This is a genomic window from Streptomyces sp. NPDC094034, from assembly GCF_040303865.1.
In the GTDB taxonomy this organism is placed as follows: domain Bacteria; phylum Actinomycetota; class Actinomycetes; order Streptomycetales; family Streptomycetaceae; genus Streptomyces.
Map to the genome: position 1 here is coordinate 36,285 of NZ_JBEOUD010000003.1, position 25,548 is coordinate 61,832.

The 25,548-nt window shown below is 70.7% G+C and carries 17 protein-coding genes; 8 read left to right on the top strand and 9 right to left on the bottom strand.

Features of this window, described 5'->3' with window-relative positions; genetic code table 11:
• Nucleotides 1–40 precede the first annotated feature (40 nt).
• The 3 genes from ABTZ59_RS04405 (at nucleotide 41) to ABTZ59_RS04415 (ending at nucleotide 3,489) form a co-directional block, all read left to right on the top strand.
• A complete protein-coding gene (locus tag ABTZ59_RS04405; RefSeq protein WP_351390357.1) occupies nucleotides 41–826 on the top strand; it encodes a DeoR/GlpR family DNA-binding transcription regulator in 786 nt (261 codons plus the stop codon).
• Nucleotides 827–956: 130 nt separating this feature from the next.
• Nucleotides 957–1,973, top strand: a complete 1,017-nt coding sequence (locus ABTZ59_RS04410; RefSeq protein ID WP_351390360.1) for a 2-hydroxyacid dehydrogenase — start codon at nucleotides 957–959, stop codon at nucleotides 1,971–1,973.
• Nucleotides 1,974–1,986: 13 nt separating this feature from the next.
• The gene (locus ABTZ59_RS04415; RefSeq protein WP_351390367.1) at nucleotides 1,987–3,489 is read left to right on the top strand and encodes an FGGY family carbohydrate kinase; all 1,503 of its coding nucleotides are present in this window, start codon (nucleotides 1,987–1,989) and stop codon (nucleotides 3,487–3,489) included.
• A gap of 36 nt (nucleotides 3,490–3,525) precedes the next feature.
• Here the strand turns inward: ABTZ59_RS04415 and ABTZ59_RS04420 are convergent, their stop codons facing one another.
• From ABTZ59_RS04420 to ABTZ59_RS04440, 5 genes are all read right to left on the bottom strand, one after another.
• Nucleotides 3,526–7,695: a glycosyl hydrolase gene (locus tag ABTZ59_RS04420; protein WP_351390372.1), complete on the bottom strand. Its 4,170-nt coding sequence runs from the start codon at nucleotides 7,693–7,695 to the stop codon at nucleotides 3,526–3,528.
• A 121-nt stretch (nucleotides 7,696–7,816) separates the two neighbouring features.
• Complete coding sequence (locus ABTZ59_RS04425; protein ID WP_351390376.1) at nucleotides 7,817–8,683, bottom strand: carbohydrate ABC transporter permease; 867 nt, start codon at nucleotides 8,681–8,683, stop codon at nucleotides 7,817–7,819.
• Nucleotides 8,680–9,699: a carbohydrate ABC transporter permease gene (locus ABTZ59_RS04430; protein ID WP_351390382.1), complete on the bottom strand. Its 1,020-nt coding sequence runs from the start codon at nucleotides 9,697–9,699 to the stop codon at nucleotides 8,680–8,682. The genes ABTZ59_RS04425 and ABTZ59_RS04430 overlap by 4 nt, the downstream gene beginning before the upstream one ends.
• On the bottom strand, nucleotides 9,696–11,006 hold the full coding sequence (locus ABTZ59_RS04435; protein ID WP_351390386.1) for an extracellular solute-binding protein: 1,311 nt from the start codon (nucleotides 11,004–11,006) through the stop codon (nucleotides 9,696–9,698). Before ABTZ59_RS04435 ends, ABTZ59_RS04430 begins: the two co-directional genes overlap by 4 nt.
• The gene (locus ABTZ59_RS04440; RefSeq protein WP_351390389.1) at nucleotides 11,003–14,065 is read right to left on the bottom strand and encodes an alpha-L-rhamnosidase; all 3,063 of its coding nucleotides are present in this window, start codon (nucleotides 14,063–14,065) and stop codon (nucleotides 11,003–11,005) included. The genes ABTZ59_RS04435 and ABTZ59_RS04440 overlap by 4 nt, the downstream gene beginning before the upstream one ends.
• A 404-nt stretch (nucleotides 14,066–14,469) precedes the next feature.
• Here ABTZ59_RS04440 and ABTZ59_RS04445 point away from each other — a divergent pair, with 404 nt between their 5' ends.
• The gene (locus ABTZ59_RS04445) at nucleotides 14,470–16,080 is read left to right on the top strand and encodes an alkaline phosphatase D family protein (RefSeq protein ID WP_351390392.1); all 1,611 of its coding nucleotides are present in this window, start codon (nucleotides 14,470–14,472) and stop codon (nucleotides 16,078–16,080) included.
• 227 nt (nucleotides 16,081–16,307) lie between these two features.
• Entirely contained in the window at nucleotides 16,308–17,837 is a 1,530-nt protein-coding gene (locus ABTZ59_RS04450; protein WP_351390396.1) for a helix-turn-helix domain-containing protein, read from the top strand.
• Between the two features lie 292 nt (nucleotides 17,838–18,129).
• Here the strand turns inward: ABTZ59_RS04450 and ABTZ59_RS04455 are convergent, their stop codons facing one another.
• Complete coding sequence (locus ABTZ59_RS04455; protein WP_351390399.1) at nucleotides 18,130–18,855, bottom strand: alpha/beta fold hydrolase; 726 nt, start codon at nucleotides 18,853–18,855, stop codon at nucleotides 18,130–18,132.
• 182 nt (nucleotides 18,856–19,037) lie between these two features.
• On the opposite strand from ABTZ59_RS04455, the gene ABTZ59_RS04460 reads away from it, so the two are divergent.
• Nucleotides 19,038–19,436: a winged helix-turn-helix transcriptional regulator gene (locus ABTZ59_RS04460; protein ID WP_351390403.1), complete on the top strand. Its 399-nt coding sequence runs from the start codon at nucleotides 19,038–19,040 to the stop codon at nucleotides 19,434–19,436.
• A 98-nt stretch (nucleotides 19,437–19,534) separates the two neighbouring features.
• On the opposite strand, the gene ABTZ59_RS04465 is transcribed toward ABTZ59_RS04460, so the two are convergent.
• The 3 genes from ABTZ59_RS04465 to ABTZ59_RS04475 form a co-directional block, all read right to left on the bottom strand.
• Nucleotides 19,535–20,461, bottom strand: coding sequence for an RNA polymerase sigma-70 factor (locus tag ABTZ59_RS04465; protein ID WP_351390949.1), 927 nt, complete (start codon nucleotides 20,459–20,461; stop codon nucleotides 19,535–19,537).
• Nucleotides 20,462–20,490: 29 nt separating this feature from the next.
• Nucleotides 20,491–20,964, bottom strand: coding sequence for a carboxymuconolactone decarboxylase family protein (locus ABTZ59_RS04470; RefSeq protein WP_351390405.1), 474 nt, complete (start codon nucleotides 20,962–20,964; stop codon nucleotides 20,491–20,493).
• 261 nt (nucleotides 20,965–21,225) lie between these two features.
• Nucleotides 21,226–22,431 carry a glycosyltransferase gene (locus ABTZ59_RS04475; protein ID WP_351390409.1) on the bottom strand — a complete coding sequence of 402 codons (1,206 nt, stop codon included), beginning with the start codon at nucleotides 22,429–22,431 and terminating at the stop codon, nucleotides 21,226–21,228.
• Between the two features lie 557 nt (nucleotides 22,432–22,988).
• Between ABTZ59_RS04475 and ABTZ59_RS04480 the strand changes: the two genes are divergently transcribed.
• Both ABTZ59_RS04480 and selA read left to right on the top strand, forming a co-directional pair.
• Nucleotides 22,989–23,870: a GNAT family N-acetyltransferase gene (locus ABTZ59_RS04480; protein WP_351390414.1), complete on the top strand. Its 882-nt coding sequence runs from the start codon at nucleotides 22,989–22,991 to the stop codon at nucleotides 23,868–23,870.
• Nucleotides 23,871–24,216: 346 nt separating this feature from the next.
• Nucleotides 24,217–25,545, top strand: a complete 1,329-nt coding sequence (selA, locus tag ABTZ59_RS04485) for an L-seryl-tRNA(Sec) selenium transferase (RefSeq protein WP_351390419.1) — start codon at nucleotides 24,217–24,219, stop codon at nucleotides 25,543–25,545.
• Nucleotides 25,546–25,548: the final 3 nt, after the last annotated feature.

The window sequence follows — 25,548 nt, forward strand, 5'->3', positions numbered from 1 at the left end:
CAGAGCTTCATGTTATTCATGAGGTGAACAGGACCGAGGAATGTCACAGGACAAGAGCCAGCGGGGCCCCATAGAGCGCCGCCGGGAGATCTCCGATCATGTACTGACCGAGGGATCGGTATCGGCGTCGGACCTGGCGGAGCGGTTCGGCGTCAGCGTGATGACGATCTACCGCGATATCGACGAGCTTGAGAGCGAGGGCGTCCTGCGGAAGTTCCGCGGGGGTGTCACCGCACAGCCCTCCGGGGTGTTCGAAAGCAATGTCGCCTACCGCAAGAAATCCATGCGGCCGGAGAAGGAGGCACTCGCCGCCAAGGCCGCGACACTGATCGATCCGGGTATGTCGGTGATGATCGACGACTCGACCACCGTGCTGGAACTGGCCAGGCTCCTTCCCCGTATCGAACCGCTGACCGTCGTCACCAACTTTCGGGAAGCGCTGAATCTGCTGGCAGGTGAACGCGGGATCCATCTGATGGCCCTGGGCGGCGACTACGACCCCCTGCACGACTCCTTTCTCGGGGTGCCCTGTGTGGAGGCCGTCGAGGCACTGCGGGTCGACATGTGTTTCGTGTCCACCTCGTCCGTCTACGACGACTTCGCCTTCCACCAGGAGCAGCGCATCGTCGCCGTCAAGCGCGCGATGCTCAAGGCCGCGGGCCACAAGGTGCTGATGATCGACCACTCCAAACTCGGCCGCACCGCGCTGCACCGGCTGACCCCGCTGTCGACCTTCGACCTGATACTGATCGACGACCGCACGCCGCCCGAGATGCGGCGCTCGCTCGACGAGAGCGGTGTCCACTACGAGGTCGCCGAGACCTGAGCCCGGCGCCGGGCCCACCGCCCGTTCTGGATGTCCCGCACGTTCCGCCTGTCCCGCCCGTTGTGGATGTCCGGCTCGTTGTGGATGTCCCGCCCGTTCCGCCGTTCTGACCGTCAAGGAGACCTCGACGATGAGAATCCTCGCCGCCGGTGACCACTTCGTCGCCCCCGATCTGTTCGCCCGGGAGCTGACGGCCGAGATCGGCACGGACCACACCATCGACCAACTGCGCCTCCCCTGGCCGCTGACGCCCTTCGGGCCGGTCTCCGAGGTCGATGAGGCGTCCGGTGACGAGGACACCCTCCTCACCGCCCTGCGCGGGGCGCGGGTGTGTGTCACCCAGATGGCTCCGGTGACCCGCAAGGTGCTGGACGGTTCGCCCGACCTCCGGCTGGTGGTCGTCGGCAGGGGCGGCCCCGTCAACGTCAACCTGGACGCGGCGAAGGAGCGCGGCGTCCAGGTGTGCAACACCCCCGGACGCAACGCGGCGGCCACCGCCGAGTACACCGTCGGGCTGCTGCTGGCCACGATGCGCCGGATCCCGGAGACCTCGGCGGCGCTCGCGGCGGGCCGCTGGGCGGGCGAGTTCTATACGTACGACAACTGCGGTCCCGGTCTGGACGGGGCGACCGTCGGGCTGATCGGCTGCGGCGCGGTCGGCAGCCGGGTGGCCCGCGCGCTCGGCGCCCTCGGCGCGCATGTCTGTCTCTACGACCCGTACGCGGACCAGGAGGCGCTGCGCGAGTGGGGCACCCCCGTCGCCGACCTGGACGAACTGCTGCGCCGCTCCGATGTCGTCTCGCTGCACGCGCGGCTCACGCCCGAGACCCGCGGGCTGCTCGGCGCCCGCGAACTCGCCCTGCTCCCCGAGGGCGCGGTCGTGGTCAACTGCGCGCGTGGCGCGCTCCTGGACGAGGACGCGCTCTGCGACGCCCTGGAGTCGGGCCGGCTCGCCGCGGCGGGGCTCGATGTGTTCGCCGTGGAGCCGCCGCCCGCGGACTCCCGGCTGCGTGGAGCTCCCCGTCTCGTCATGACGCCCCATCTGGCCGGGGCGAACATCTCGGTCGCGCACAACGCGGCGCGCATCGCCGCCGCCGAGGTGGGCCGGTTCCTGCGCGGGGAACCGCTCGCCCATCGCGTCATCTGAACGCTCGTCACGCTTGTCACGCTCGTCGCTCGTCACGCTCGCCGTACCGACCGGAGGAGACAGGGTGTTCGTCGGACTGGACATGGGAACCTCGATCGTCAAAGCCGCGGCCTTCGCCGAGGACGGCACGGCGCTGCGGGTGGAATCGAAGCCGATCTCGCTCGGCGGCCACGGTGACGGTGTCGAGCAGGACGTCGAGGAGGTGGTCGCGGCCGCCACCGACGTCCTCGGCTCGGTGACCGGCGGACGCGCGCCCGCCCTGGTCGCGATCACCGGTCAGGGCGACGGCCTGTGGCTGCTCGACGCCGAGGGGCGCGCCGTACGTCCCGCGCTGTCGTGGATGGACGGCAGGGCCGGCGAGCTCGTCGCCGGATGGATGGACGACGGCACCGCGGAGAAGATGTACCGGCGTACGGGGAACGTGCTCTTCCCCGGCTCCCCGGGGCCTCTGCTGGCGTGGCTCGACCGTCACGAGCCGGCCTCCCTGGACGCGGCCACGACCGCCGCGAGCTGCAAGGACGTCGTTCAGCTGCGTCTCACCGGCGAGCGCGCCACCGATCTCTCCGACGCGTCGGTCCCCTTCCTCGATCCCCGCACCCGGGCCTACTCCCCCGAGGCGCTCGCGGCCCTGGGGGTGGAGCATCGCGCGGGGCTGCTGCCGCCCATCGCGGCGACCCTGCCGTACGGGGAGGCCGATGGCCGTAGCCCAGGGCTGTCGCGCGGCACCCCCGTCACCTCCGGTCCCTACGACCTTCCCGCGAGCGCGATCGGCGCGGGCGTGACCGAGCCCGGTGACGGACTGCTGATCGTCGGTACGACCCTGGCCTGTCAAGTAGTGGTCGAGCGGGTCGCGTTCGACGACGACCCCGTCGGGTTCCATCTCGCGCTGGCCCGGCCCGACCGCCATATGCGGGCGCTGCCCGCGATGACCGGTACGGTCGCGCTCGACTGGGTGCTCGACCTCACCGGCACCACCCACGACCAGGTCTCCGGCATGCTGGACGCGACCCCGCGCGGCGCCCGGGGGGTCGCCGCGCTGCCCTATCTCTCCCCGTCCGGCGAACGCGCCCCGTTCGTCGACCCGACCGCGCGCGCGGAGTTCACCGGTCTCGATCTGCGGGCCTCGCGCGAGGATCTGGTACGGGGCATGTGCGAGGCGATCGCGTTCGCCGCCCGGCACTGTCTGGAGGCCGCGGGGCTCACCGGCGAGTTGGCCGTGTGCGGCGGCGGCGCGCGCAACCTCGCCTGGCTGCGGCTGTTCGCGGATGTACTCGGCCGCCCGCTCCGGGTCGCGCGGGGTCCGGAACCGGGCGCGCGCGGCGCCGTGCTGGCCGCGGTCGATGCCCGGGGAGCGGAGCTGGGACAGAGCCTGGACGTCGCGGCGTGGACCGCGCCGGACGCCGTGGTGGACCCGGATCCGGCGGGCGTCGCGTTCTACGAACAGGCCTACGCCGACTATCTGTTCCGGGTCGGCGGCGCGCGGGCCCGGTGGCGGGGGCCGGCCGCCACCCACTGAGCGGCGCGGCCCGCGGTCGGCCGTATGGGCGGGTGATCAGCTGAGCGGGCCGGTGATCAGCCGTACGGGGCCCATCAGACCGGTGACGCGCTGCCCGGGGAAGACGAAGTGGGTCGGGCTGACGGCGTCCAAGTACGGCGCGAGCGTGCCGAAGACGGTGATCTCGACCGTACGGTCCCCGGGCCCGGCCAGTCCCGTCACATCGAAGACGTACGGGGAGCACACCCGCACCCCGGCGGCGACGCCGTCGACCCGTACCTCGGCCGTGCCCCGCACCCGCCCCAGGTCGAGGGTGACCCGCCCGGTGCCGGCGTCCGCGGGCAGGGTCAGCACGCGGCTGTAGCGCACGCCGCCGCTGTACTCGGCGAGGCCGCGTGACTCCCAGTCCCCGGTACGGATCCGCCCGGGACCGACCTCGCACCGTACGGGGCCCGCCAGCGCGGCGCCGCCCTGGTGGCCGGGTCGGGTCTCCACACGGAGGGCGACGGTCCGGGTCCCGGAGGGGCCGTCGGCGGTCAGATCGACGGTCACGGTATGTGGCCCGGTCACACCGCCGCCGCGACCGCTGCCGGAGCCGCTGCCGTTGCCGCTGCCGGAGCCGGAGCCGCTGTCAGCGGTCGTCGTCGCGGTGCGCTCGTGACCGTCGACGAACACGGTGGTCGCGCCCTCGATGTCCACCGTCAACCGCCTTGTGCCCGGCGGGAGTTCGCACCGGAACCACTCCACTCCCGGCCGTGCTCCCGGGACGGCGAAGCCGACCGGTACGACAGTGCCGTCATCGGCGTCCGGGTCCAGCCAGGCGGCGCCGGGGAGCGGATGGGGCCGACGCCGCAAGTACAGCGCGGCCGGGTCCCCCACCTGTTCCCTCCGGACCACGACCGGCACCGGCTCACCGGCGCGCTCGGCCCGCCATGTGCCGTCGCTGTGCACGGTCGTCACGCACCGGCCATCGACGTCATAGAGGGCCGCGTCCACCAGAACGGCGGGGTCCTCGCCGTCGTCCGTCCCCACCGCCAGCTCATTGACGCCGATCCGCAGCGCCGACGCGATGTCGTGCCGTCGCACGCGCGGCACGGAATGCTCGGCGTACGGGTCGAATCCGCCCTGTATCCCGACCACCTGACCGTTGACCCGCAGCACACACCGTCCCCGGGACGCGATCTGGACGATCGCACGGGCCGGGAGGTCCACCACGGTCAGTGTCGTCGCCACGGAGGCCCGGCCACCGGGTGCGAGGATCCACTCCGGACGGCGGTAGCGCTCCGGATCGCGTACGAGCGCCACATGTGCGCGCAGGTCGACGTCCTGCTCGGGGGTCAGATCCAGTTCGAGGAGATGGCCCCCCGGTGCGAGCCGTACGGGCCCCAGGGCGAGATGGCCGCCGTCGTCCAGCGCCACGGGCACGCCCCCGAGCCGTACCGTCTTCCGTGCGGCGGCCCCGACCGCCAGATGTCCGTCGAACGCTTCGTCCAGGAGCAGTTCGGTCCGGACGCGCGCCACCGTCCCGGCGGCGATCGGGCCGATCCGGACGAACTCCTCCGGCACATGCCCCTTGGGCCCGAGGACATCACGGTGGATCGGGTCCTTGTGAACGCCCAGGGTGTCGGACCATTCGAGCGGCGAGCCGCCGGCACTCCCGCCGTCGCCGTCGAGGAGGAGCGCGTGCGGGCCGAAGGTGGCATGCGCCCGGGGCCGCGCCGGATCACCCGCGCGGCCCCGCCGCACCGTACGGCACTCGACGACGGCACAGCCCTCACGGTCGTCGCCGCCCGCCGGACGCTCGGGGGAGCCGTACGGGCCGGGCCGCGCGAAGTCGCCCCAGCTGTTGTCCAGGGTCGGTACCAGCGTCATGTCCCACTCGGCGTCCGGTGGGACCTCGATCGTCGTACGGGCCGGATCCGCCACGACCGGACCGTCCGCGCATCCGGTACGCTCCGCCGCCCGCCCCGGAAAGACCAGCACCGCCGCGGGCCCCCGGTCGAACGGCACCTCGGCCTCGACCGCCCGATCGTCATCCTCGGCGCGCCGGACCGGTACCGTACGCGGCTCTCCGCCGAAGGGATCGAGCAGTACGGCCGGCCCCTCCACATCCCTGACCCGTACGTGTGCGTGACGCACATAGCGGTCGGGGTCGAAGTCGTAACGGGCGTCGAGCCAGCCCTGTGCGGCGCCACGTTCGTCGGGAGCGGCGACCGCGGCGCGGGTCGCGCGCGGCACGTCGAACGAGGCCGCGGTCAGGAACACCACCGTCGCGTCCGCCACCCGGCGCGCGAGCGCGGGTACCGACGCCCGTACGACCGGCTGCGTCCCGGTCCGCGCCCGGACCCGCCCCAGCGCCTCGCCCAGACCGTCCGCCGTGCCGACGAGAACCGCGCGGCCATCGGCGAAGCAGGCGCGCAACTCGTCCCGTACCTTGTCCGGGCCGGCGGCCCCGTCCCGCCCTATGACCTCTTCGGGGAGCGCGCCGATCGCGATCAACTCTCCGCCCGCCGAGGCGAATTCGACGAGCCGGAGCGCGGTGTCCTCTTCGAGCGCCGTGCACGCGGGCAGCACGAGCGTCGCATAGCTCTCACCCGCCACGCACAGCCGCGTCCCGTCGCCCGAATCCCTGACCAGGGCGCGGGCGAGGGAGTCGTCATCGATCACATCGGCGTCGAGACCGAGCCGGTCGGTCACCCCGGGCCGGGTCCTGAACCAGGTCATGTCCCCGACGAGGTCGAGATAGACCGCCTGGGCACGGCGCGCGTCGGCGGAGACGCCGTCGAGTGCGGCGCCGGTCTGGGCGGTGGTCGTGGGCAGCAGGATCGCGGTGTCGCACAGATGGCTGCCGAGGCTGAGGATCGCGCACAGCCGGGTGACGGCGTCGGCGAAGACGCGATGGTGTGTCCAGTACGGCTGGCGCCAGTCGGTGCCCGGCGGCGCCCACTCCCACCAGCCGCCCTTGGTCGTGTAGTAGACGGCGTGCGGGTTGTAGAGGGTCGCGCCGGCGCGCAGCCAGGGCAGGAGCCAGTCGTAGGTCTCCTCCAGCGTGCCGCCCCAGCCGGTGGAGTGGAATGCCTCGATCCAGGTCCGGGGCCTGCCGTACAGATGGGCGAGGGAGGAGTGGATCCGGGCGTCCCCGTGGTGGTCCGAGCCTGGCGCGGAGAACCAGCGGTGGGTACGGGCGTAGTCCGCGTACAACTCCACGCCGGCGACCGGGTGTCCGGCGCGGGCCGGGTCCTGCTGGTCGCAGCCGACGACCAGCCCGTGCCGCTCGTGCCAGGCGGCGAGGGGGCGGAAGAAGGCCGCTTCGGCGAGTTCCGCGCGGGTCAGATGGTAGTCGTGGCGGATCCGGTGGACTTCGGGCCGGTGCGCGCCGTCCTCGTACAGGGCGTCCAGATGAGGTACGAGGTCGTAGCCGCGCAATCGCCGGAAGGCGTCGGCGAACCCAGCTGACCAGGTGGGCAGCGCCGGCAGTTCGTCCTGGAACGACCCGACGACGACGGTCCCGAGACGGTCGCCGAGCCGTCGCTCGAACTCGCCGTGCACCCCCGCGAGCAGCGCCGCACAGGCGTCGGCGCCGAGGTAGTCGAAGCCGAGGGCGGTGTGGTGATGGAGCGTCAGCCGCCACCGTCCGGGGCCGGGTGCCCGTACGGACACGCGTCCGGGGCCCGGGGCCCGTACGGACGCGGTCCCCGCGCCTGCGACAAGAGGCAGCGGGATCGCCGGACCGACAGGGGATCCGTCGCCGTCGACCGGCTCCGCGCTTCCCGCCAGCGGCTGCCCGCCGTCCGGGCAGCACAGCTCGCCGGGGCCGTCGACCAGGGCGTGTACGCGTTCGAGCCGACGGCCCGCGTATCCGGGCCGCTCGTCGACCAGACGCGCCTGGAGATCTGCTCCGGAGAATCCGAGCTGGTCGTAGAACCAGAGCCCGATGCCCAGTGCGCGCGCGTCGTCACAGACCCCTTCGAGCAGGGCCCACCAGTCGTCGGAGAGGAACGGTGGATCGTCGGCGTCGGAGCCGAACAGCGGCCCCGACGGCGCGAGGTTGAGCAGGACCAGATTGAACACCCCGCCCCGCGCGAAGCGTTGGAGCTGGTCGCGCAGGCGCGCGCGGTCGAGCCGTTCCCCGCTCCACCACCAGATGGCGGTGGGCGAGAACGCGCGCGGCGGTTCGGTCAGGACCTCCGCGATGCTCGTGGGGAGGGAAGGTCCTTCGTGCGTCATGAACTGTTCCTAGTTTCTGGAGCCTTGTGCCTTTGGAACCTTGTGCCGTTGGGGCCTTCAGTCTTTGGAGCCTTGCGCCGTTGAGGTCTTCAGTCTTTGGAGCCTTGCGCCGTTGGGACGTTCAGCCTTTGAGTCCGCCCGCGAAGCCCTTGATCACATAACGCTGGAGCAGCAGGAACACCACGAGGATCGGCAGGGCGGCCAGCGCCAGACCGGCGAAGACGAGGCCGTAGTCGGAGACGTACTGGCCCACGAACGAGAACACGCCCACGGGGACGGTCTCCTTGCCGGATCCGCCGAGATACAGCAGCGGGGTGAAGAAGTCGTTCCAGATGAAGACCGCGTTGAGGATGATCACGGTGCCGGTGATCGGCCGCAGCAGGGGGAAGACGACGCGGGTGAACGCCTGGCGGTGGTTACAGCCGTCGATGAGCGCGGCCTGCGCGTAGTCCTGGGGCAGGGCGCGGATGAACCCCGTGTAGAGGAAGACCGTGAACGGCAGTTGGATGCCCGTGTAGAAGAGGACCATGCCGTGGTACGTACCGAGCCAGCCGAGGTCGTCGACGAGTTTGTACAGCGGGATCATGCCGAGTTGGAACGGCAGCACGATGCCCAGCAGGAAGAGGATGTAGAGCCCGTAGCCGAGTCCCCGGGCGCGGCGCGCGAGGTAGTAGGCGCCGGTGGAGCCGAGGACGATCAGCAGCAGCAGACTGACGGCGGTGATGATCGCGCTGTTGAGCAGGGCGGGTCCGAGGGAGGCGGCGGACCACGCGTTGCCGAAGTTGGCGAAGGTGGGTGGCGCGGGCGGCGACAGGGGCGAGTCCGCGATCTGCGCCGGGTCCTTCATCGCCAGCGTGACCAGCGCGTACACCGGGAACAGAAACACCACGGCGGCGGCGGCCATGACGAGTTCCAGCGCGTAACCCCCGTACCGGGCGCGGCGCCTGCCGGGCCTACTGCGGGCGGTCGTGGCGGTGGCGGTGCTCACGCGGTGACCTCCCGGGCACGCAGATAACGGAGTTGGACGAGGGAGACGGCGGCGACGAACAGCGCGAGGACGAGCGCGACGGCGGTGCTGTAGCCGAACTTCCCGAAGACGAAGGCTTCTTTGTACAGCACGGTCGAGAGCGTCTCGCTCGATGTGCCGGGGCCGCCGTTGGTGGCCGCGTAGACCTGGTCGAAGAGCTTGAGGCCGCCGATGGTCGACAGCATGAGGTTGATGGTCAGTGCCGGGGCCAGCAGCGGCCAGGTGACATAGCGGAAGCGCTGCCAGGTGCCCGCGCCGTCGATACGGGCGGCCTCGTGGAGTTCGACGGGTACGCCCTGGAGGCCGGCGAGGAAGATGACCATCGAGTATCCGGCGTACTGCCAGACGACCATGGCGGCGACGGACCAGAGCGCGAGCGAGGGGTTACCGAGCCAGTCCTGCCGCAGTCCGCCGAGGCCGAGGGCGCCGAGGATTCCGTTGAGCCCCGCGCCGTTGTCCGGGTTGTAGACGTACTTCCACAGGAAGGCGACCATGACGGGGCTGACGACGGCGGGCGCGAAGAAGATCACCCGCAGCAGCGAGCGGGATCTGATGTTGGCGTTCACGCCGAGCGCGAGCAGCAGCCCGATGCCGTTCTGGACAATGACCACCGCGAGCGTGAGCAGCAGGGTGTTGCTGACGGACTCCAGGGCGCGGTCGTCGTCCAGCAGGGTACGGAAGTTGTCCAGGCCGACGAAGGCGAAGTCGCCGACGCCGGACCAGTCGGTGAAGGCGTACACCACCCCGGCGAGGCTCGGATAGAGGACGACGACGGCGTACACGAGGAGCGCGGGGACGACGAAGGCCCAGGGCGGGAGGGTGGTGTCACGATGGCGCCGGGTCCGCCCCGCCGGAGCAGGCGCGCCGCCCTTCGCGGGCGCCTCGCCTGCCGCCGCGCCTCCCGCCGCGTCGGCCGCCCCGCCGGGTCGCTCAGGGTCGGAAGCGTCGGAAGCGGCCGTGTCCGGCAGGGAGTTCACGAGGACTTCCCGTACGCCTGGTCCATCTTCCCCAGCGCGCCCGCGACATCCGTCTTCCCCGCGAGCAGTTCCTGCACGGCGGCGAAGTGGGCGGGCTGGACCTCGGCGTTGGGCCAGCTCTGGTCCATGAAGGGGACGGCGCGATTGGCGTCGATGATGGGCAGGAAGCCGGCGAGGGCGGGATCGATCTTGGTGGTGGCGTCGCGGGTGAAGGGGATCGCCGAGACGGCCGTCGCCCAGCGGTTGATGTTCTGTTGCTGTCCCAGGAATTCGATGAACGCCTTCGCCTCGGCCGGGTTCTTGGCGTGCGCGGCGACGCCGAGGCCGACGACGATGCCCGCCGGAATCCACGACTCGGCGGCATTGTCACCGCCGGGGAAGGGGAACATGCCCAGATCGTCGGGGGTGGGGGTGGCCTGCCGGAAGTTGGCGAGTACGGCCGAGACCTGGACGGCCATGGCGGCCTTCCCGCTCGCGACCAGCGAGGTCTGCTGCTCGTAGGTGGTGCCGTTGGGGTTGTCGTTGAAGAAGCCCTTGCGCTGGAGCTCCTGGTACTTGCCCAGGGCGTCGGCCCAGCCGGAGCCGACGAACTTCGCGCGGCCGGCGGCCATGTCGGCGTCGAAGCCCGGGTTCTTGGCGTAGACGGCGTTGGGGACCAGCGCGTAGCTGATCAGCTGGGTGACCCAGGGGGTCTGGGCACCGAGCGCGATGGGCACTATGCCCTTGGCCTTGAGCTTGGCGCAGACGTCGAGCAGTTCGCTCCATGTCCTGGGCGGCTGGACGCCCGCCGTGGCGAAGGCCTTCTTGTTGTAGATGGCGCCGATGACACTGCTGCCCGCGGAGTACAGATAGGTCTTGCCGTCGTGGCGGTAGGCGGGGTCGAAGTTCTTGGGGATGCGCCGGGTCCACCGCTGCTCGCCCAGGTCGGTGAGGAGCCCGGCCTTGGCCAGCTCGACCATGGACATCGCGCTGCCACTGCCGGGGAACAGCACATGCACATCGGGGGCGTTGCCGCCGGCGAGCTGAGTGCGTACGACCGTCTGCACCTGGTCGGTGGGGGCGAAGGAAGTGGAGAAGGCGGCATCGGGGTGGCTCTCGCGGTAGAGCGCGAGCAGTTCCTCGATAGGTTTCTGCTGGTCGGCGACGCCGACGACACGTACCTTGCCCGAGCCGCCGGAGCCGGAGCACGCGGTGAGCAGCGGGGGAAGCGCGGCCAGGGCCGCGACTGCGCCGCCGGCGCGCAGGAACCCCCGCCGGCTGACCGTGCCCGGGACAGACTCTGGCAGGCCGCGGGAACCGGTGGTCATGGTGTGTCCTCCTCGTGGGATCCGGCGAGCGACGCCGCCGGGCTTGGAGCACGTCGGGGCGCGGGGCTCACGACGGGCGCCGTCGGGTACCCGCCCGTGGGACGCGAGGGGTACGTGGGACGCGAGGGGTACGACGCGGTGAAGCGGTAGACGCCCGAGCCGACGCGGTAGACCGAGTGGCCGGTGCCGGTGCCGGTGCCGGTGTGGGTGTGGGTGTCGGTGTCGGTGTCGGTGTCGGTGTCGGAGCAAGTATCGGTATCGGTGCGAGTGTCGGTGTGGGCGGCGGGAATGGTCGCGAGGAGCGTCAGGTGCTCGCTGTCCACCGGTACCGCGCCCGACTCGCGGACCGAGTCGTGGTCGTCGGTGGGCACATGCACCTCGGCGCTCGCGCCCGGTGGGACGTGGACGCGCAGGCCGATGGTGCGGTCGTGGCGTTCCCAGCGCACCGTGACGGTGCCCCGGGCCGATTCGTAACCGGCGCTCGCGTGGCTGAGTTCGCCGGGCCTTGGCCGGATCAGCAGCCGCCGGTATCCGGTGGAGTCCGGGCTCTGGTCGAGTCCGGCGACGCCCCGGTAGAGCCATTCGCCGATCGAGCCGAGCGCGTAGTGGTTGAAGGAGTTCATCGAGGGGGCGCGGAACCCCGTACCAGGTGTCCAGCCGTCCCAGCGTTCCCAGATGGTGGTGGCGCCGTGGCGCAGCGGGAACAGCCAGGACGGCACGTCGGTACGGCGCAGCAGGGCGTGCGCCAGGTCCGCGCGGCCGTACGCGTCCAGCACGGGCGCGGCGAGCGCGACGCCGAGGAAGCCGGTCTGGAGGGCGGGTCCGGCCGCCTCGATGAGTTCGGCGAGCCGCCGGGCGGCGGGGTCGGTGGCGTCCTCGGGCAGCAGGCCGAAGGCGAGGGCGACGAGATAGCCGGTCTGGGTGTCGCCGGCGATCCGTACGGTGGGCTCGCCTGCCGCGTTCTTGTCGGTCGTCACGAACTGCTCATTGAAGGCGGTACGGATGTCGGTGGCCAGCCGGTGACAGTCCCGCGCCACGTCCGGGAGCCCCAGCACCTCGGCGGCGCTCGCGGTCAGGCGTGTGCTGTGCGCGAAGTAGGCGGTGGCGATGACCTCGCGCGGGGTCGGGACCCCCGGGGCGAGCCAGTCGGAGAAGTGCGGACCGACATGCCCGCGCCAGATCAGGTCCGGGTTGTGACGGTGGATCAGATCGACCCAGGCGCGCATGGCGGGCAGCGCGCGGGCGAGGAAGCGCGGATCGTCGTAGGTGCGGTACAGATGCCAGGGGATGATCACACCCGCGTCGCCCCAGCCGGGGGCGCCCTCGTCGGCGACACCGATGAGACGCGGCGCGACATTGGTGAAGCCGCCTTCTGGGGTGCGGGCGTCCTCGATGTCGCGGAGCCACTTGGTGAAGAACGCGGCGACATCGGCGTTGAGCGCGGCGGTCGGCAGGAAGACCTGCGCGTCGGCGAGCCAGCCGAGCCGTTCGTCGCGCTGTGGGCAGTCCGTGGGCACACTGACGAAGTTCGAGCGCTGTCCCCAGACCACACAGTCGTGGAGCCGGCGGATCTCGGGGTCGGAGCAGTCGAACGCGCCGGACCATGGTGTGTCGCTGTGCAGCGCCACGGCGACGACATCGGAGTCGTACACCTGCGGGATTCCGCTGATCTCCGCGAAACGGAACCCGTGGTAGGTGAAGCGCGGCTCGAAGACGACGTGTTCACGGCCGTCACCGATCAGTACGTCGGTGGCGGCGGCGGTGCGCAGGTTCGCGGTGTAGAGGCGGCCCGTCTCGTCCAGCGCCTCGGCGTGGCGTACCACCACCCGCGCGCCGGCGGCGAGTCCGGCGACGCGGAGCCGTACCCGGCCGGCGAGGTTCTGTCCGAAGTCGACGATATGGGTGTCGTGTCCGCCGTCGCCCCGCTCCCCTTCGCCTCGTTCTCCATCAACCCGTTCTCCTGCGCCCCGCTCCCCTTCGCCCTCCTGGCGGGGGACGCGGGTGATCGAGCGGGGGCGCAAGGCGGTCGTGGCCCGTACCGGTTCGTCGACGGACGCCACGAGCACACGATGGTCGGTGTCCGTGATCAGCGCCGGTGACCACTCCGTGTCGTCGAAGCCGGGCAGTTCCCAGCCGTTGGCGGCGTGCCGCAGATCATGGCACTCCCCCATGAGCAGATCGGCGTGGCGGATCGCGCCGGTGTGAGTACGCCAGGTGTCGTCGGTGACGATCGTGGTGGTACGGCCCTCGGCGTCCTCGATATGCAGCTCCGCTAGGAACTGCGGGTACGCGCCGTAGTGGGCGCCGGCCCTGCGGGGCTCGAAGCCGACGAAACCGCTCCACCAGCCATCGGCGACGGTCGCGGCGAGGACGTTCTCGCCGTCGCGGACCAGTTCGGTCACGTCGTACGTCTGGTACTGCACGCGACGGGTGTAGTCGGTCCAGCCGGGCGCGAGTTCCGCGTCGCCGACCCGGGTGCCGTTGAGGCGGACCTCGTACAGACCGCGCGCGCTGACATAGAGCCGGGCGCGGACGGCCGCGGGGCCGGTGAAGGCGCGCCGGAGCAGGGGGCAGGGGGCGAGACCGTGGTCGTCCAGGGCGCGTTCGCCCTCGGTCGGCGCGTCCATGACCGGGATCGGGCGGGGGTCGTGGCCGATCCATGAGGCGCGCCACTCGTCCGTGCCGCGGAACGCGGTCTCGAACCAGGACGTCGCCTCGACGGCGGCAGCCGAACCGGCCCCGGCCTCCGTGCCGTTGGGGCCGGGCCGCTCGGCCGGCCAGACGGCGACCCGCCAGTGGTAGCGCGTACGGGACTTCAGCGCGGGTCCGGCGTAGACGGCGCCGATGGCGTCGGGGTCCTCGATCCGGCCGGTGTCCCAGAGGGGTTGGCCGCCCTCGTCCAATTCCTCGGCCCGGTCGGCGACCCGCACGCGGTACGCGAGGGGCGCGTCGCCCCGGCGCGCGGACGCGAGCCGCCAGGAGAGCAGGGGCGCGGCCTCGTCGATGCCCAGCGGGGTGGCGCGGTGGTCGCATCGCAGGGCGTAGGGCCGCAGGGACACGAGCACGTCCTTCCTTCGCGCCGGGAGCGGCGCGTCAGCGTCGACTGTTCGTCAGTTCGTCCGCTCGTCGTCACTTGCACGGCGTGAAGACGACCATCTTCGAATGTGAAATCTAACGTGAATTCTGTGGCGTGGAGACTATGAGCCCCTCGCGAGAGGTGTCAAGAGTGTTACCGAGGTGCGCGTTGGCCATCTCATGCCGCGGTCGATCTTCGCTGAGGAGCCGCTTACAGTCGCCTACGACAAGCGTTGTAGCCCCCACAGCGGGTGCTCTTGTACCCCGTGATTCTCATGTGATATTCACCGTGTGATTACAACACGAACGGACGTTAAATAAAGCGCCGGTACCCCTTCGAGTACCTCGGCTCGGGCGGGATCCCGCACGACGGAACGGACCAGCATCCATGCCACTGAACAGTGGGATCGACAGATCCAGAGGGTTGGGGCGACGCGCGATGCTCGGCGCCTCGGGAACGCTCGCGTTGGCGTTCGCCGCCGGCAACCTGTCGGCCGGCCGGGCCGCAGCCGCCGAGCGATTCACTGAGGACCCCTTCACCCTGGGGGTCGCGTCCGGCGACCCCTGGCCGGACGGATTCGTCCTGTGGACCCGCCTCGCGCCTCACCCCCTCGCCCCCGACGGCAACGGCGGCATGCCGCCCCACTCGGTCACGGTCCGGTGGGAAGTCGCCGAGGACGAACGCTTCCGGCGTGTCGTACGCCGGGGACGGACCAAGGCGGTGGCGGAGCTCGCCCACTCGGTCCATGTCGAACTGACGGGCCTTCAGTCCGATCGGCAGTACTACTACCGGTTCAGCGCCGGCGGTGTGATCAGCCCCGTCGGCCGCACCCGTACCGCGCCCTCGCCGTACAGCCGGCCCAGGGAGCTGAACTTCGCCTTCGTCTCCTGCCAGGCGTGGTTCGAGGGCTTCTACACCGCCTATCGCCATCTCGCGCAGGAGGACATCGATCTCATCCTGCATCTCGGCGACTACATCTACGAGAACCCCATCGACGCGATGGGCGGGGTGCGCCAGGTCCCCGTCGCCGCCGAGCTGCGTCCCGAGCCGATGGACCTCGCCCAGTACCGCAACCGGCACGCGCTGCACCGCTTCGACCAGGACCTGATCGCCGCCCACCAGGCCCACCCGTTCGCCGTCGTCTGGGACGACCACGAGGTGGAGGACAACTGGGCGGGCGACCACTCCAAGCTCGACAACGAGCCCGACCAGGACCCGGCGGTCTTCCGCCTGCGCGCCGCGGCCGCGTTCCAGGCGTACTACGAGCATCTGCCGCTGCGCCTGCCCAACAAGCCGAGGGGCTTCGAGGCCCGGCTGTACCGCAAGCTGGGCTACGGGCGGATGGCCTCGTTCCATATCCTTGACACCCGGCTGTTCCGTGACGACCAACCCTGCGGTGACGGTACGAAGAGCGGCTGCGACGAGCGCCTCGACCCCGACCGCAGCATCCTCGGCGCCGAGCAGGAGAGCTGGCTCTACAACAGCCTCGGCCGCTCCGGGACGACCTGGAACTTCATCCCGCAGCAGATCCCCATGAACCAGGTCGACACCGACCCCGGCCCCGGCCAGTCGTTCGTGATGGACTTCTGGGACGGATACGCGTCCTCGCGGCAACGGCTGTTCGACCAGATCGCCGCGCGTCGGGTGAGCAACCCCGTGGTGCTCACCGGCGACATGCACCGCCATCTCGCCGCCAACCTCAAGCGGGACTTCGACGATCCTGACTCGGCCACCGTCGGCGTCGAATTCGTCGGCACCTCCGTCTCCACCAAGATGGACGGCATGGACCTCGACCCCTCAGGGGCGAGCCTGCTCGCGGCCAACTCGCATATCGAGTTCACCAACTACCAGCGCGGCTATGTCCGCTGCACGGCCACACAGGAGTTCTGCCGGGCCGACTTCAAGGTGCTCCCGTACGTCACCCGGCCCGGTGCGCCCGTGTCGACCCGTATCTCCTATCTCACCGAGGCGGGACGGCCGGGGCTGCAACGCGCCTGATGGTACGTCAGCCGCCCTGACCCGTACGGCGGCGCTACGGTTGCCGGGGCGGCCCCGGGCTCTCACCATCGGAGCGTGGGTGGCCGCCCTCGGACCGTTCCTCCGACCCTCGGACCGTTCCTCGGACCGGCTCGCGAGAGCCGCCCTCGGGGATCCGCCCGGGTGGCCGTCACCCCGACAGCGCACCTCGCCAGGCGCTTATCTCACACCTGAGATAATCTTCCCCTATGGCAGACGACTACCTCGTACGCATCGGCAAGCTCATCCGTGACGCACGTCAGCATCGTGGCTGGACACAGAGTCAGCTCGCCGAAGCTCTGGCCACCAGCCAGAGCGCCGTGAACCGCATCGAGCGCGGCAACCAGAACATCAGCCTTGAGATGATCGCGCGCATCGGTGAGGCGCTCGACAGTGAGATCGTGTCCCTCGGCTATGCCGGGCCCATGCATCTGCGGGTGGTCGGCGGACGCCGGCTCTCCGGCTCCATCGACGTCAAGACGAGCAAGAACGCGTGCGTGGCACTGCTCTGCGGCTCTCTGCTCAACAAGGGGCGCACGGTGCTGCGCCGGGTCGCGCGGATCGAGGAGGTGTTCCGGCTCCTGGAGGTGCTCAACTCCATCGGCGTACGGACCCGCTGGATCAACGACGGCGTGGACCTGGAGATCGTGCCGCCCGCCGAGCTCGACATGGAGGCCATCGACGCGGAGGCCGCCCGCCGAACCCGCTCCATCATCATGTTCCTCGGCCCGCTGCTGCACCGGATGGACACCTTCCGGCTGCCGTACGCGGGCGGCTGCGACCTCGGTACGCGCACGATCGAGCCGCATATGATCGCGCTGCGCCGGTTCGGTCTGGACATCGCCGCGACCGAGGGCCTGTACCACGCCCAGGTGGACCACACGATCTCGCCGGACCGCCCGATCGTACTGACCGAGCGCGGGGACACCGTCACCGAGAACGCCCTGCTGGCCGCCGCCCGCCATGACGGCACCACCGTCATCCGCAACGCCTCGTCGAACTACATGGTCCAGGACCTGTGCTTCTTCCTCGAAGCATTGGGCGTCCGGGTCGACGGCATCGGCTCGACCACCCTGACCGTGCACGGAGTGCCGTCCATCGATGTGGACGTCGACTACTCCCCCTCCGAGGACCCGGTCGAGGCGATGAGCCTGATCGCCGCCGCCGTGGTCACCGAGTCCCAGCTGACGATCCGCCGCGTCCCGATCGAGTTCCTGGAGATCGAGCTCGCGGTGCTGGAGGAGATGGGGCTCGACCACGACCGCACCACCGAGTACTCCGCCGACAACGGCCGTACCCGGCTGGTGGATCTGACGGTACGGCCCTCCAAGCTGGAAGCGCCGATCGACAAGATCCACCCGATGCCGTTCCCCGGGCTGAACATCGACAACGTGCCGTTCTTCGCGGCCATCGCGGCGGTGGCGCAGGGCCAGACCCTGATCCACGACTGGGTCTACGACAACCGCGCCATCTACCTCACGGACCTCAACCGCCTCGGCGGCCGGCTCCAACTCCTCGACCCCCACCGCGTCCTGGTCGAGGGCCCCACCCGCTGGCGCGCGGCCGAGATGATGTGCCCGCCGGCGCTGCGACCCGCCGTGGTCGTGCTGCTGGCGATGATGGCGGCGGAGGGTACGTCCGTACTCCGCAATGTCTATGTCATCAACCGCGGTTACGAAGATCTGGCGGAGCGTCTGAACTCGGTGGGCGCGCAGATCGAGATCTTCCGCGACATCTGATACGACGCCGCCGCACCCCGTCTGACCTGCTGCTCAGCGGGTGGAGAAGGGGTGCGGCGGCATCTCTGGGACTGCCCTGGGACGTAGCTCACTGTTGGTGCGGAACTTCCACCCGACGCCGTTGAGTACCCGGCGCCGTTGAGTATCCCGCGGTCGTCCAGCCGCTTCCGACCCCGCGGTGACACCGGCGGCAGCGGTCCGGCGAACTCCCCCTCGGCGTCTTGCGGTTCATGGCGACGCATCACCCGGCCATGAACCATTCCTCAAGATCTTCTGAAGCGGCCCTCGGTGCTCAGGCGAGCTTGAGGAGCAGTTGGCTGAGTTCGGCCGGCATGGTGATCATGCAATCGTGGCCGGTCGGCAGTTCCCAGACCCGCGCGGCAGTGCCGTTGGGCTGCACCGGGGGGACGGGGCGGCGGGTGACGCCGGCCGGCCTGGGGCCGACATTATGGATGTGCGTACGCGGGATCGCGTTCACGTCCGGGTTGTCCAGCCGCACCGGCTGCCGCAGGCAGCGCACCGGCTGGTCCGAGAGCATCCCGCGCAGCCAGGCGATGTCGGCCGGGTCCGTGACGCCGAACAGGCCGAAGGGCGCGGGCTGCTCGGGCATCGGCGGCACGCGCCAGCCACTCTCGGACTGCTCGGCGAGTTCGATCAGCCGCCGGGTCATGGGCTGGACGTCGACCGCGGACTCACCGTCCTCCGGGACCATCGCGTCGAGGTAGACCAGGTGCGCGATGCGTCGCGGAATCCGGTTGGCCGCGGAGGAGATCACCAGCCCCGCGTAGCTGTGGCCGACGAGTACGACATCATCGAGGTTCTCCTCGGTGATCAGCCTGACCACGTCGTCCACGTGCGTGTCGAGCCCCACCTTGGGCCCCGCCAGGTGCACCTTGTCGCCGTAGCCGGTCAGGGACGGCGCGAACACCCGGTGCCCGGTGGCCTCCAGCAGCGGCACCACCCGCTCCCAGCTCCGCCCGCTGTGCCAGGCGCCGTGTACCAGCAGATATGTGGTCATGAGTGAATCAGCCTTCCTTCGCGGCGGCGGTAGGACACGGTCACGCGGATGCCGCCGGGCCACTGCCCTGGTGGTTACTAGAGGTACCTCGGTACTGTTTTATTACTGCAAACACTCTGGTTCATTCGATGTATTCATCGCAATAAGGCACTTTTCGGTGCCTCGGTTCTCTGGAGGTAACCATGGACGCGGGACGCGTCGGTTCGCAGCGGACAGCAAGCCCCAGCGACGCGTGCCGGACGCGGGTGGTGCTCGACATCGTCGGGGACAAGTGGTCCCTGCTGGTCGTGCGCAACCTCAGGGACGGACCTCGCCGGTTCACCGAGCTCAAGAAGGCCATCGACGGAATCAGCCAGCGCATGCTCACTGTGACGTTGCGCAGCCTGGAGCGGGACGGAATCCTCACCCGCACCGTCTACGGCGTCATGCCGCCGCATGTCAGCTACGAGCTCACCGAGATGGGCGTCACCTTGCGTGAGGCCGCCGCGCCCCTGCTCGAATGGAGCGTTGCGCACCTGGCCCGGATCGACGATGCCCGCGACGCCTACGACGCCCGCGCGGACAACTCGGCGGCCTTGTAGCGGACGCAAGGGGAGTCCTCCGGGACTTCCGGCCCCATCAAGCGGCATGAAGAAAACAACGGACGCCGGGAGCGGCCGCGTTCTCGGTGCCGCACCCGTCACCGTCGTGTCTGTCGGCGGGCCCGCTTCACCTCGCGGTCGATGGCCCAGGCGTCGGCGACCGGACCGATATGACGGAGCTTGTCGGGATTGATCACCCCGCGGATGGTTTGAATCCGCCCGTCGAGCACGTCGAGGGCCAAGGTGTGCAGCACCTTGCCGTCCCGGTCGCGGAAGATCGCGCCGGGCTGGCCGTTGACCTCGTGCGGCTCGAACGTCACATCGATCCGGCTCATCAAGGGGAAGACCGTGCCCAGCAGGCGGGCCACCTGCTCCGCGCCCATCACGGCCCTGGCCAGCTGCGGGGCCTTGCCGCCGCCGTCCCCGACCATCGACACGTCGGCGGCGAGCAGGTTCCGCAGCCCGCCCACATCACCGTTCTTCAACGCGTCGAAGAACCGCGTCGCCAGCTCCTGGCGCTCCTGCCGGTCCGCTTCGAACCGCGGACGTCCCGCTTCCATGTGCCGCCGCGCCCGTACCAGCAACTGCCGGCACGCCGCCTCCGAACGCCCCACCGCCGCGGCGACCTCGTCGAACCCGAAGGCGAACACCTCCCGCAGCACGAACACCGAGCGTTCCAGCGGGCTGAGGCGCTCCAGGAGCAGCAGCGCCGCCATGGACACCGAGTCGGCCAGCTCCGCCGAACGCGCCGGATCCTGGTACGGATCGCTGAGCAGCGGTTCGGGAAACCAGGGGCCCACGTACTCCTCGCGCCGCACCCGCGCGGAGCGCAGCACGTCGATCGAGATCCGCGTCACCGTGGTGGACAGGAACGCCTTGGTGGACACGGGCCGGGTCGACGAGGCGTCGTAGCGCAGCCAGGTCTCCTGCACCGCGTCCTCGGCCTCGGCCACACTGCCCAGAATCCGGTAGGCGATCGAGAACAGCAGCGGCCGCAGCTCCTCGAACTCCTCGACCTTGCTCACGCCGACCCCTGGCATCTCCCCTCCACCTCTCAGTGGAACTGCCCGACCTTGTAGTCCCCGGCCGGCTGCTGGGTGATGATGTTCAGCCGGTTCACCGTGTTCATGAAGGAGACCATGACCACCAGGGCGGTGAGCTGCTCCTCGTCGTAGTGCTCGGCAGCGTGCGCCCACACCTCGTCGCTGACACCACGGGCCGCGTCCGCGACCCGGGTGCCCTCTTCCGCCAGTTCCAGCGCGGCACGCTCGGCCTCGGTGAAGACCGTGGCCTCCCGCCAGGCCGCGACGAGGTTCAGCCGCACGGAGGTCTCACCGGCGGCGGCGGCCTCCTTGGTGTGCATGTCGACGCAGACGGCGCAGCCGTTGATCTGGCTCACGCGCAGCGCCACCAGTTCCTGCGTCACGGCCGGCAGCGGCGACTCCTTGAGCGCCTTGCCCGCCGACATGAAGTACTTGAGAGCCTTGCCCGCGGTCGGGCTGGTGAAGTAGTTCAGTCGCGCGTCCATGATGTGTTCCTCCGCGGTCGTCGTGGCTACACCCCCTGAGACGAGGCGGCCCGACCTCCTGTGACATGGACGGATGTGACCCACGTCTCCTCGCCGCCGACGGCTGATCCGGCGCAGGAGCGGCCAGTCCGCGCTTCGCGGCGTTCTCCCGGCCCCGCGCGATATCGGGGCCGCGGACGTCGATCCCCACCCCGCGCACACCTGGATCTCCTCACGTGGTGGTCCTGGCGGCCGGGAACGCGGCACGCCGGGCGGCCCGTCTCAACCGATCGCGTCGACCAGCAGCTTCGCGGCCACGGCGGTCCCATCGGTACGGATCTCACCGGCCACGGCCTTCGCCCGGTCGTGGGTCCCGGCGGCCAAGGCCGTCCCGAGCGCCGCCGACAGGGACTCGACGGTCGGAGTCGGACCGTCATGTGCCACACCGATGCCCAGGTCGGCCACTCGGCCGGCCCAGTAAGGCTGGTCCGCCGCCTGGGGTACCACCACCTGCGGCGCGCCCGCCCGGGTAGCGGTTGTCGTCGTACCAGCGCCGCCATGGTGGACGACGGCGGCCATCCGGGGAAACAGCGCCTGCTGGTTGATCTCGCCGATGACGAAGCAGTCGTCACCGTCGTCGATGAGGTCCAGATCCGCCCAGCCGCGGGCCACGACCACGCGGCGGCCCTGTGCCCGGACCGCGTCGACGGCCACCCTGGCGATATCGGCCGAGGCGAGCATGGGCATGCTGCCGAAGCCCACGTACACCGGTGGTGTGCCGACGTCCAGGAACGCGAGCAGACCGGCCGGGAGCGGGTTGTGGTCGGGCACGATCCACGCGCCGGTCTGTACGACGTCGAAGTCCGGCGTCGGCCGCCACGGGTCCAGGACCGGATCGGTGGCCAGCCACGGCCGGCCGCCGATGACATAGTCACGGACGTTGTCCACCGGCGGCAGTCCGATCGAGGCCCGGTTCGTGTTGAGCGCCGCGCCGAAGAGCGCGTTGTTGCTCTCGGCGTCCAGGTCCCACAACACCTTGTTGTCGGTCACCTCCGGCGGGAACGGCCTGCCCGGGTAGGCCAGCGGCCGGTGGTGCGGCGAGGGCAGGGTGAGCTGCTGGAAGGTCACGGACACCGAGCGGATACCCAGCTTCTCGGCCACCGACAGCCCCCCGGCGGCGGCCGGCATCATCCCGGTCGCCACCACCACGTCACATCCTTCGGCGGCCGCGGTGACCACCTCGAACTGGCTGGCGATCACCTCCGCCGCGCGCTCCGGCAGCGAAGACGCCGGCGGCGCCCCGGCCGCCAGCGCACGCGCCGACCGACCGACGGGCACGAGCGTCACACCGACACCCGCGAGCCGCTGCGCGAAGTCCTCGTCCGGTGGCGCGCACACCCGCACCTCCGCGCCGAGTTCCCGCAGCCGCGCCGTGAGCCCCACCAGCGGTTCAACATCCCCACGCGACCCATACGTCGACAAAAGCACACGCACTTCGTGAATCTCCCAATCCCCTGGATTTCTGTGCAACTTCCTGCCTTGGCCGACGATTTTGCAGCACAACCCGGCTCTTGCCGCAAGGCCCCCCATGCGCTATAAGTTGAGCACGGCGAGGAGTTGATCTCCTCGCCATTGTCGGCTGAGCCCGCTTCGCGGCCAGAGCGCCGGAAGCCCTGATGTCCTCGTGCGGATCACACGCGGCGCGGCTCCGGCGACACACTGACGACACACTCCGTCGGGGAGTGTGTGTTCTTCGCCCTCAGCCCGCCCCGGGACTGTCTCAACACGTCGTTCCACTTCGAGCAGGCCCCCTCACAGGGACATCAAGGGAGTTCACGGCAGCTCACGGGAGGTCACGGGAGATCAACCGCCCGCCCGACAAGGGAGTTATCGGTTGCGGCCCACGACACACAACGGATAGCTTCGCCCGGCCGCCCAGATGTGGACCGGCACCGTCGACAAGGAGGTGTGCAGCACATGCGCAGGAGCCGTCAGCACCGGACACCGTGTTCTGCCACCCACGACTTCCCCACGACGGAGACACCTTGTCGATTCGCCTCACCAAGCTGACCGACCCCGACCACACCGCGTCCAGCCACCGCCTGGCCTGGCTGGCGTCCGGACCCGGCGGAACTCCCGTCGGATCGGCCTTCCTTCGCCTGTTCAGCTCGCCCGGCCAGGATCACCTGGCCGAACTCGAACTCGCCGTCCATCCGGCCGAGCGGCGCAACGGCACCGGCTCCCAACTGCTGGCGGCGGCTGTGGCCGCCGCCGGGGCCGAGGGCCGACGCCGTGTCACCGCCCAGGCCGAGGCGGACTCATCCGGCGACCTGTTCCTCTCGGCACTGGGCTTTCGCAAGGTCCAGACGATGATCTTCAGCCGACTCGCCCTGACGCGGGTGGACACCGTTGCCCTCAAGGAGATCATCCGGCAGCGGCATCCCGGCTTCCGGCTGGAGTGGTGGGACGGCATCGTCCCCGACGAACGCGCCCAGACCTTCGCGGACTCGCGGCGAGCCATGGACGACATGCCCATGGATGACGCCGACTACGGCAAGGTGATCTGGAGTGTGGACCGGGTTCGATCGGTGGCCAGGACCGTCGAGGAGCGCGGCGACCTCCTGCACACCGTCACGGCCGTCAGAGAGGCGGACGGTGCGATCGTCGGATTCACCGAGCTTGTCGTGCCCGGTAGCCGCACGGGTGACGGCCAGCACTACGGCACCGGCGTCCTGCCCGAACATCGCGGGCTCGGCCTCGGCCGCTGGATGAAGGCGGAGGCGATCCGGCAGGCCATCGAGTACCACCCGCTTCTCGAAGGACTGCTGACGGACACCGCCGCGAGTAATCGGCCCATGCGCGCCATCAACGACGAGTTCGGCTACTCGCCCACACACATATCGCTGCGGTACCAACTCGATCTGTAGACGCGTCGGCCGCGGGCCGGGGACACACCGTCATCCCGGTTGGTGCAGGGCGAGGGCTCGGCCGGGCGAGGACCCGGCCGGGCAAGCGGCTCGGCGCTCCCCGGTTCCGCCCGCGGTCCCGCCCCCGGTCCGCCTCCGATCCCGCCCGGGGTCCCGCCCGGGGTCCCGTACCGCGGTGCGGACCGCGGCGGGCCGGCCCGCGCCGCACCCTCGGTGTGGCTCCGCCGCCGGGTCTCGCGCCGACCGTACGCTGACCCCGGCCGGACACCAGGGGCCGGCCCCGCTCTCCTTCCGGCCGTGCCGGACCGCAAGGGCGCAGGAGATGGAAGGCGACCACATTCCCACCATGCCTGACGACGCACGCCGTTCCCTGTCGCCGACCGACGCCGTCCTCTCCGACCCCCGATTGGCCGCCGCGACGGACCGGTTGGGGCGGAAGCTGGTGAAGTCCGTGGTGGTCGGCGTACAGAAGCGGGCCCGGGCCGGTGAGATCCCTCCCTCCGAGGTCACCGAGCGGGCCGTGGCCGCGCTGCCCGCCACGGCCTCCGGGCTCCGGCAGGTGATCAACGCGACCGGCGTGCTGCTCCACACCAACCTGGGCCGGGCGCCCCTGTCCGCGGCGGCGTGTGAGGCCCTGCTCGCCGCCAGCGGCACCACGGACGTCGAACTCAACCTGGTCACGGGCGTGCGGTCCCCACGCGGCGGATCGGTGATCGAGGCACTGCTCCAGCAGGTGCCGGACGCGGAAGCCGCCCAGGTGGTCAACAACGGAGCCGCCGCGCTGGTGCTGGCGGCGACCGCGCTGGCGAAGGGCGGGGACATCGTCGTCAGCCGGGGCGAGATGGTGGAGATCGGGGACGGCTTCCGGCTGCCGGACCTGCTCGTGTGCACCGGCGCCCGGCTCCGGGAAGTCGGTACGACCAACCGCACCGCCCTCGCGGACTACGCCTCGGCCGTGGGACCCGGGACCGGGTTCATCCTCAAGATCCACCCCTCCAACTTCCGTATCACCGGCTTCACCCGGGATGTCGGCGTCGCTGATCTGAGCGGGCTGGGGGTACCCGTGGTCGCGGACATCGGCTCCGGTCTGCTGGCCCCCGAACCCACGCTTCCCGACGAGCCGGACGCGACCAGTTGGCTGCGCGCCGGTGCCTCGCTGGTGACCGCCAGCGGCGACAAGCTGCTGGGCGGTCCGCAGTGCGGCCTCCTGCTGGGACGCGCCGACCTGGTGCGGCGGCTCGCCCGCCACCCCCTCGCGCGTGCGCTGCGCGTGGACAAGCTGACCCTCGCCGCGCTGGAAGCCACCCTGCGGGGCCCCGCGACCCCGGTCCACACCGCGCTTCACACGGACCGCGAACGGCTTCGGGAGCGTGCCGAACGCCTCGCGGCGGAGCTGCGCCGACACGGTCTTGACAGCCGGGCGGTCGACAGCGAGGCGGTGATCGGCGGCGGCGGCGCACCCGGTGTCACCTTGCCGAGCGCGGCGGTGTCGCTGCCCGCGCACTGCGCGGGCCCGCTGCGCCGAGCGGTGCCCGCGGTGATGGGCAGGGTGGAGTCCGGGCGCTGTCTGCTGGACCTTCGAGCGGTCCCGGAGGCGGCGGACCCCGCGTTGGCGGCCGCCGTGCGGCAGGCGTGCCCCGTACCGCCCGGCGGGCGCGACCAGCGGGGGAGGTGACAG